The organism is Sulfitobacter sp. 1A15106 (genome assembly GCF_043556995.1).
GTDB lineage: Bacteria > Pseudomonadota > Alphaproteobacteria > Rhodobacterales > Rhodobacteraceae > Sulfitobacter > Sulfitobacter faviae.
This window is the reverse complement of record NZ_JBIFFM010000004.1, coordinates 368,399-374,756: the sequence shown is the minus strand read 5'-3', so window position 1 is coordinate 374,756 and position 6,358 is coordinate 368,399. Positions and strand designations below refer to the sequence as shown.

Sequence of the window (6,358 nt, the reverse complement as noted above, 5' to 3'; positions counted from 1 at the left end):
TGAGACAAAAGAAACTGAGATGCGCCCTAACTTCTTGGCGCGCCCCGCCTCTAATACCTCGAATTCTTATCCGCCTCTTGATCCGAACCACCGCGTCTTCGCTGCCGTCCGCCCCGTCTGGCGCCCCAGCGGTGCGTCTCAGCGCCGCCGGTAGAGGGGGTTCTAAGGTTACTGGGGCAAAGCCGCAAGCAGAAAGTTGAGAAAAGATGAGATTTCGGGGAACTTTTCGGCAAGGCGCTGAAATGGCGTGCTAAATTTCCACTCCTAGCGCGCCGAGGCTGGCCTCCCCTGGCCTATCTAAGCCGATACCCTCACTGCCGGCCCATGAATCGACCGCGATTCACGGGACCACAGGGCAAAATCGGCGACTCGCAGCACAGGCCCTACTCCTCCCCTGCATCCTCCTCCGCCCGACTGAGCGGAAGCGGCTCTTTGAAGGTGAGCGTGCGGTAGGGGAAAGGAATTTCCAGCCCTGCCTCGTCAAGCGCACGCTTCACCGCGGTCACCACCTCATCCCGAGAGCGGCGCTGCTCGACCGGGGCTGAGCCTGTCCACCAAGTCACCTCGAAGTTGATGGAGGACTCCCCGAACTCTTGGGCGAAGACCTGAATCGGATGCTCCCCCTGCTCTACCGTCTCGCAGCGCGCGACCGCTTCAAAGATCACCGCCCGCGCTTCACCCAGATCGACATCATAGGCCACCCCGCAGATCACGGTTTGCCGACGGTGCTTTTGATCCGTGCGCACATAGACGGGGTTCTTGAAGAGCATCGCATTGGGCACGATCACGAGCTGCCCGTCCGTCTGGCGGATATGGCTCTCTCTAATGGCGATATGGGTGACCTTGCCCTCGATTCCCTCGCATTCGATATGATCCCCCATGCGCATTTCCCGACGAAAGAGGATGATGATCCCGGCAAGGAAATTCTCAAAGACGTCCTTGAAAGCGAAGCCGATGGCGACCGACCCGATGCCGAGCCCCGCCAGAATGCTCGCAGGCGTGAGCCCGGGAAAGACGATCACGGCCGCGATCATGATGCCAAAGACCCAGATGAGGATAGATGTCAAAAGGGTAAAGAGGTCCTGAAGGCTCGGGCGCAGCTTGGTCCTGGACAGGGTTCTGCTGACCAGCGACCGGCCAAGCGCGGCCATGGCCCAGGTTAATATCAATACGAGGGTTGCGACAGCGATCTGCGGCAAAAGTGCGATTGTCTCTCGCGCCATCTCCATGATCTGGCGCCACATGATCCTGACTGGCTCCACCCTGCCCCTCCTCTGGCTGTTTGGTAGATTGCCGCAAAACCCATGCTGCGGCGAGTGTTAATTGCGCCCCGTTCAACGCGCCACCACTGGCCGTGTGAGGCTCGGGAGCTAGCTTAGGGCAAGGTTTAATCAGTTTGGAAAGGAGCCCGGCGCACCCGGCGTGACACTATGGACATCATTCGCATCATCATCGCTATCCTACTGCCCCCTCTTGGGGTGTTCTTGCAGGAAGGTCTGGGAAAGCACTTCTGGATTAACATTCTACTGACCTTGCTGGGTTACCTGCCCGGGATCGTCCATGCGCTCTATATCATCATCAAAAGGTGAGAGCGCGGGCAGCAGCCCGAATAGAAAAAGCGCGCCTCCGAGAAGAGGCGCGCTTTTGCAATCAATCAGATAGTTTGTCCTTGGCGTCACCGACACCCTTTTGCACTTTGCCTTCGGCCTGATCGGCCTGACCTTCGTGCTTCAGGTCTTCGTTGCCTGTGGCATCGCCGGCTTCTTCTTTCAGCTTGCCACCGATGTCTTTCGCCTTGCCTTTTGCTTGGTCGTCATTTGCCATGGTTGCTCTCCTCTATCTAGGTAGGGGAACAACGTTGGGCAGGAGGCGCGGGTTCCGTTGTGAGGGAAATCACGCGCGTTGGGCAGCGAGGCTTACGGTCTGTCTGTTTTAGTAAAAATGGTGCCCGGGGGCGGAATCGAACCACCGACACGAGGATTTTCAATCCACTGCTCTACCCCTGAGCTACCCGGGCACGGGTCACCTCTTTCAAGGTCGGGTGAGCGGGTTCTAGGACCTGTGGCGCGGGGTGTCCAGCCCCATTTTGCCCTGAAACCCACTTCTTTTCAAAAAACGCAAATTTTCCTGTGTTAATGGGGCTTTGCGGGGCGGTCTTGTGGCGCTTCGGCGGCGTCGATGGCGGCTTCCACGTCTTCGGGGTCGCGCGAGGGGACGGCGTAGCTGCCGTTGAACCAGCGGCCCAGATCGATGTCGGCGCAGCGGCGCGAGCAGAAGGGGCGATGCGCCTTGACGGTTTCGGCTTTGCAGATCGGGCAGCTCATTGGCCTGCCCCTGTCAGCACCTCCGCCAGCACCGGGCGGGCGCGTTTGCGTTGCAGCTCGTAATGGCCCAGAGGCGTCCAGCCGACCAGCGTCGTATCCACATCGTCGGCGCGGAAAGCGGCGCGCAGGGCGCTTTCAAACGTCCGGCGGTCCTTCTTGGGCATGGGCGCAAGGTCGAGCGTGATCTGCCCGCCCAACCCGCGCAGACGCAGGGCACGCGGCAGCGCTTTGGCACAGGCCATATTGGCCTTCACCCCGGCGGCGAGCGAGGCATCGTTGCCGGTGTTCACATCGACCGCAACCAGCGCACGTGTCGGCTCCACAAAGATCGACGCGCCGCCGCCGAGCGGCACCTGCGCCGAGGCCACGCGGTCGAGCTCTTCCAGAACGCCGTGGTCGTCAAAACCACCGACCTCGGTCACCACCTCGGCGGGCGCGGTCCAATCGCGCCAAGCGAGCAGATGCGGGCCATCGCCTTCGCTCAGCACCTCCATCTGTTGCGCGTCATCATTGGCCACGGTATCCGCCAAGCTGAGCATATTGGCGATATCCTCGGCGATATCCTCCGCATCGGCACCGGCGCAGGAGGACCGCAGGATCAAGCCCAGATCGGCCCCACCCGCCACCTCATGGGCGATTTCGAGCAGCCGGTCGCGCTCTTCCTCGTCCTTGATGCTGCGCGAGATGTTCAGCCCCGGCGCATCCGGCGTCACGATGGCATAGCGCGACTTAAAGAGCAGCTTATTGGTCACCGGGATCGCCTTGCCCGGCTCGGCATGGCCCGAGACCTGCACGAGAATCGTCTGACCCGGGGCCAGCCCCTTGATCTGACGCAGGAACGCCGGGCCATCGGGGGTCTTAAGGAACATGCCCCCCTGCCCCTTCACCGGACGATCCGCAATCGCGCGGTAAACGGTGCCGACGCGCGGCCCGTCACTGTCGATCAGAAAATCATCCAGCTTGCCGTCCACCATCAGGGCGGCGGCCTCGATATCACCGAGATGGTCGAGAATAATCATACGGCCCTTCATGGCGTCCTTCCGTCAAATGGGTAGCCTGCCGCTTGCAGCAGGTTCGCAGCCTCGGCCAATGGCAGGCCGACAATTGCAGTGAATGACCCGCTGATCCAAGGAATCAACGCGCCCGCGGGGCCCTGAATGCCATAGCCGCCCGCCTTGCCGCGCCAATCGCCGGTGGCGAGGTAGCGGCGAATCTCGGGCTCGGACAGGGATTTCATCTTCACGCTGCTTTGCACATCGCGCTGCCACAGCTTTTCGCCACGTTTGACGGCGACGGTGGTGACCACCTTATGCCGACGGCCCGACATCAGCCGCAAAAAGGCTTCGGCCTCGGCCTCATCCTCGGGCTTGCCGAGGATGCGCCGGCCAAGCGCCACGGTGGTATCGGCGCAAAGCACGATATCCTCCGCGCCCGCAGGCACCGCCGCCACTTTCTCGCGCGCCATTCGGGCGCAATAGGGGCGCGGCAGCTCGGCCTTATGGGGGGTCTCGTCGATGTCGGGGGCGCGAATGGCATCGGGGGTCACGCCGATCTGGGCCAAAAGCTCCAACCGGCGCGGCGATCCTGATCCAAGAATGAATTGCATCTTATGGGCCTCTTTGCCTGAGGCCGGCGGCCCGGTCGGGGCCGCGCACGGCCCCGCCTGCGCCGCGCAACGCGCGAACGCGGTGCCGCTTACTTGAAGCGATAGTTGATCCGACCCTTGGTCAAATCATAGGGTGTCATTTCCACCTGAACCTTGTCGCCAGCCAGAACACGGATGCGGTTTTTCCGCATCTTGCCTGCCGTATGCGCGATGATCTCATGGCCGTTTTCCAGCTCGACCCGAAACGTCGCGTTAGGCAGGAGTTCCTTCACGACACCGGGAAATTCGAGCGTATCTTCCTTGGCCATGGTCTCTCCTTGAGCACAAAACCCTCCAAAACGAGGGCGCAGGCTTAAATGGGCGCATTTTCGCGCTTTTTCAAGGGGGATTCAGCGCAAAGCGACGTTTATCGCCTTTCCGTCGCGGCCAATCTGGTCTTGCCAGTCCCTTCGGTTAAGCACGATGCCATCCGCGCGCACCTGGGCGACCTGCGCCAAGTCGGCGTCGGCCACGGTCCAGCCGGGCGCGTTAACCTCGCGCACAGCCAAAACCCCCGTAGGCGGGAAGCCGCGATCCGGGGGGCAGAAAATCCCGCCCGCGCCATAGGATTGGCCCAAAGCCTCGGACCAATCGGCCTTGCCCACGACCGAAGACATGGCAGTGATACACTGATTCTCCAGCGCCCGCGCCATGGAGCCGATGCGCACCCGCCAATAGCCCGCGAGCGTTTCGGTGACACTGGGCACGCAGATCACATCACATTCCGCCAGCGCACGGCCCAGCAGGGGAAACTCGCTGTCATAGCAGATGAGAATCCCGATCTTGCCAATGGCCGTGTCAAAGACCTGAAGCGCATTGCCCCCGATCACACCCCATTCCTCACGCTCGAAACGGGTCATGATCTGCTTGTCCTGCACGCCGATCTGCCCCGTGGGCGTGATCAGCCGGGCACGGTTCACCGGGCGGCTCTCAGTCGCTGCGGGGCCAGAGCCTGCCACGATATGCACGTTATGCTCGGCGGCGAGTTTCACATGCAGACGATCCGCCTCCTCAAGCTTGTCCGACACCGAAATGAGCGAACGTTCCAAATCGCCCGCCACCTCGGCCCCGTCGAGCGTCGCCAGTTCCATTGCTGCATATTCAGGAAAAACCAGCAGTTCCGCCCCCTGCACCGCCGCCTCGGCGACCCAATGGGCCAACTTGTCTTCGTATTGCGCCCATGATGTCAGAACATCGAGCGGATAGGCGGCTGTGGCGATCTTCATTTGAATGGCTCCTAGTTTCCGCGCAGTCTGCGCAGCTTTACCGCTGGCTTCAAGACAGGCGGCACCGCTTTCATGGAAACGCCCGAGAGGCTGCCGCTTGCTTGGGCAAAGGCTTGACCTGACCTTCCCATGGTTTCACAAGTTCCGAAAGAGATTGGACCATATGCTGAACAAGGGCATCACCCTGCGGGGCATCGAAGTGTTTGAAGCGTTGGCGCGAAGCGGATCGGTGGCGCAGGCGGCCGAGGCCACAGGGCTCAGCCAGCCCGCCGTCAGCCAGCAGATGCGCAACCTCGAAGCCGCCATCGGCGCGGAACTGGTCGATCACACCCGCCGCCCCATGCGACTGACCCCAGCCGGGCAGATGTTCCTGCGCCGGGCCGAACAGGCGCTCAGCGAATTGCGCCAAGCGCAGAGCGAAGTCACGGTGATGGATTTGGCCCATCTGGAGGCGCTGAACCTCGGCGTGATCGACGATTTCGATGATGACCTGACCCCGCGCCTTGCCACGATCCTTGGCGACAGCCTGACCGGATGCCGCTTTCGGATGATCACCGCAGGCAGCAATGAATTGGCTGGGGCGCTGCGCGACAAGAGCCTGCATATGGCACTCTCGGCGCAGATCGACGGGCCGATGGCGGGGGTTCTGGAATACCCGCTGGCCCGCGATCCGTTTATCCTCGTTACCCCCGCGGGCACGTCCGCCGATCCCGACGCCCTGCTGCGCGGCGCCACCGATCTGCCCTTCCTGCGCTATGCCGCCGATCAGTTGATCGCGCGGCAGATCGAGGCGCATCTTGCATCAGAGAGACACAACCTGCCCGCCCGTTTCGAGATTGGCAGCCATCTGGCCCTGATGGCCATGGTGGCCCGCGGCATCGGCTGGGCGATGACCACGCCCTTGGGATACATGCGCGCCGCCCGTTTTCACGACCGCCTCGCCGCGCACCCCCTGCCCGCGGCGGCACAGGCCCAACCGCCTGCGCGCACCATCTCTCTCTTCGCGGGCGCGGAATGGTCCGGCCCCGTGCCGCGCGACATTGCTCAGACCCTGCGGCAGTTGATGCAGACCCATATGATCGCCCCCGCCATCGCGCAATTGCCTTGGCTGGCCGACGGCTTTCACCTGCTTGAAGACATGGACCCTATCGGAGAATAATGCC

At 62.2% G+C, this 6,358-nt stretch carries 9 protein-coding genes and 1 tRNA gene; 2 read left to right on the top strand and 8 right to left on the bottom strand.

Annotated features, from left to right (window positions below; genetic code table 11):
• Positions 1-383 precede the first annotated feature (383 nt).
• Positions 384-1,244 carry a mechanosensitive ion channel family protein gene (locus ACGYKA_RS08885; RefSeq protein ID WP_271689505.1) on the bottom strand — a complete coding sequence of 287 codons (861 nt, stop codon included), beginning with the start codon at positions 1,242-1,244 and terminating at the stop codon, positions 384-386.
• A gap of 186 nt (positions 1,245-1,430) precedes the next feature.
• On the opposite strand from ACGYKA_RS08885, the gene ACGYKA_RS08880 reads away from it, so the two are divergent.
• The gene (locus tag ACGYKA_RS08880; protein WP_082852043.1) at positions 1,431-1,589 is read left to right on the top strand and encodes a YqaE/Pmp3 family membrane protein; all 159 of its coding nucleotides are present in this window, start codon (positions 1,431-1,433) and stop codon (positions 1,587-1,589) included.
• A 61-nt stretch (positions 1,590-1,650) separates the two neighbouring features.
• On the opposite strand, the gene ACGYKA_RS08875 is transcribed toward ACGYKA_RS08880, so the two are convergent.
• The 7 genes from ACGYKA_RS08875 to ACGYKA_RS08845 form a co-directional block, all read right to left on the bottom strand.
• Positions 1,651-1,824, bottom strand: coding sequence for a CsbD family protein (locus ACGYKA_RS08875; RefSeq protein ID WP_082852044.1), 174 nt, complete (start codon positions 1,822-1,824; stop codon positions 1,651-1,653).
• Positions 1,825-1,942: 118 nt separating this feature from the next.
• Positions 1,943-2,017 (bottom strand) — tRNA-Phe (locus ACGYKA_RS08870).
• 115 nt (positions 2,018-2,132) lie between these two features.
• Positions 2,133-2,324, bottom strand: coding sequence for a DNA gyrase inhibitor YacG (locus tag ACGYKA_RS08865; RefSeq protein WP_271689502.1), 192 nt, complete (start codon positions 2,322-2,324; stop codon positions 2,133-2,135).
• Entirely contained in the window at positions 2,321-3,355 is a 1,035-nt protein-coding gene (locus tag ACGYKA_RS08860; protein ID WP_394410466.1) for a ribonuclease E/G, read from the bottom strand. Before ACGYKA_RS08860 ends, ACGYKA_RS08865 begins: the two co-directional genes overlap by 4 nt.
• Positions 3,352-3,930 carry a Maf family protein gene (locus tag ACGYKA_RS08855; protein WP_394410468.1) on the bottom strand — a complete coding sequence of 193 codons (579 nt, stop codon included), beginning with the start codon at positions 3,928-3,930 and terminating at the stop codon, positions 3,352-3,354. Before ACGYKA_RS08855 ends, ACGYKA_RS08860 begins: the two co-directional genes overlap by 4 nt.
• Before the next feature lie 89 nt (positions 3,931-4,019).
• Entirely contained in the window at positions 4,020-4,238 is a 219-nt protein-coding gene (gene infA, locus ACGYKA_RS08850; RefSeq protein WP_005978431.1) for a translation initiation factor IF-1, read from the bottom strand.
• A gap of 81 nt (positions 4,239-4,319) precedes the next feature.
• Positions 4,320-5,195, bottom strand: coding sequence for a carbon-nitrogen hydrolase family protein (locus ACGYKA_RS08845; protein WP_394410471.1), 876 nt, complete (start codon positions 5,193-5,195; stop codon positions 4,320-4,322).
• A 163-nt stretch (positions 5,196-5,358) separates the two neighbouring features.
• Between ACGYKA_RS08845 and ACGYKA_RS08840 the strand changes: the two genes are divergently transcribed.
• A complete protein-coding gene (locus tag ACGYKA_RS08840) occupies positions 5,359-6,354 on the top strand; it encodes a LysR family transcriptional regulator (protein ID WP_394411182.1) in 996 nt (331 codons plus the stop codon).
• Positions 6,355-6,358: the final 4 nt, after the last annotated feature.

What these genes read in the sequence shown, in the direction of transcription:
- ACGYKA_RS08885 (WP_271689505.1), bottom strand. Translation starts at nt 1,244, where the DNA reads ATGTGGCGCCAGATCATGGAGATGGCGCGAGAGACAATCGCACTTTTG.
- ACGYKA_RS08880 (WP_082852043.1), top strand. Translation starts at nt 1,431, where the DNA reads ATGGACATCATTCGCATCATCATCGCTATCCTACTGCCCCCTCTTGGG.
- ACGYKA_RS08875 (WP_082852044.1), bottom strand. Translation starts at nt 1,824, where the DNA reads ATGGCAAATGACGACCAAGCAAAAGGCAAGGCGAAAGACATCGGTGGC.
- ACGYKA_RS08865 (WP_271689502.1), bottom strand. Translation starts at nt 2,324, where the DNA reads ATGAGCTGCCCGATCTGCAAAGCCGAAACCGTCAAGGCGCATCGCCCC.
- ACGYKA_RS08860 (WP_394410466.1), bottom strand. Translation starts at nt 3,355, where the DNA reads ATGAAGGGCCGTATGATTATTCTCGACCATCTCGGTGATATCGAGGCC.
- ACGYKA_RS08855 (WP_394410468.1), bottom strand. Translation starts at nt 3,930, where the DNA reads ATGCAATTCATTCTTGGATCAGGATCGCCGCGCCGGTTGGAGCTTTTG.
- infA (WP_005978431.1), bottom strand. Translation starts at nt 4,238, where the DNA reads ATGGCCAAGGAAGATACGCTCGAATTTCCCGGTGTCGTGAAGGAACTC.
- ACGYKA_RS08845 (WP_394410471.1), bottom strand. Translation starts at nt 5,195, where the DNA reads ATGAAGATCGCCACAGCCGCCTATCCGCTCGATGTTCTGACATCATGG.
- ACGYKA_RS08840 (WP_394411182.1), top strand. Translation starts at nt 5,359, where the DNA reads ATGCTGAACAAGGGCATCACCCTGCGGGGCATCGAAGTGTTTGAAGCG.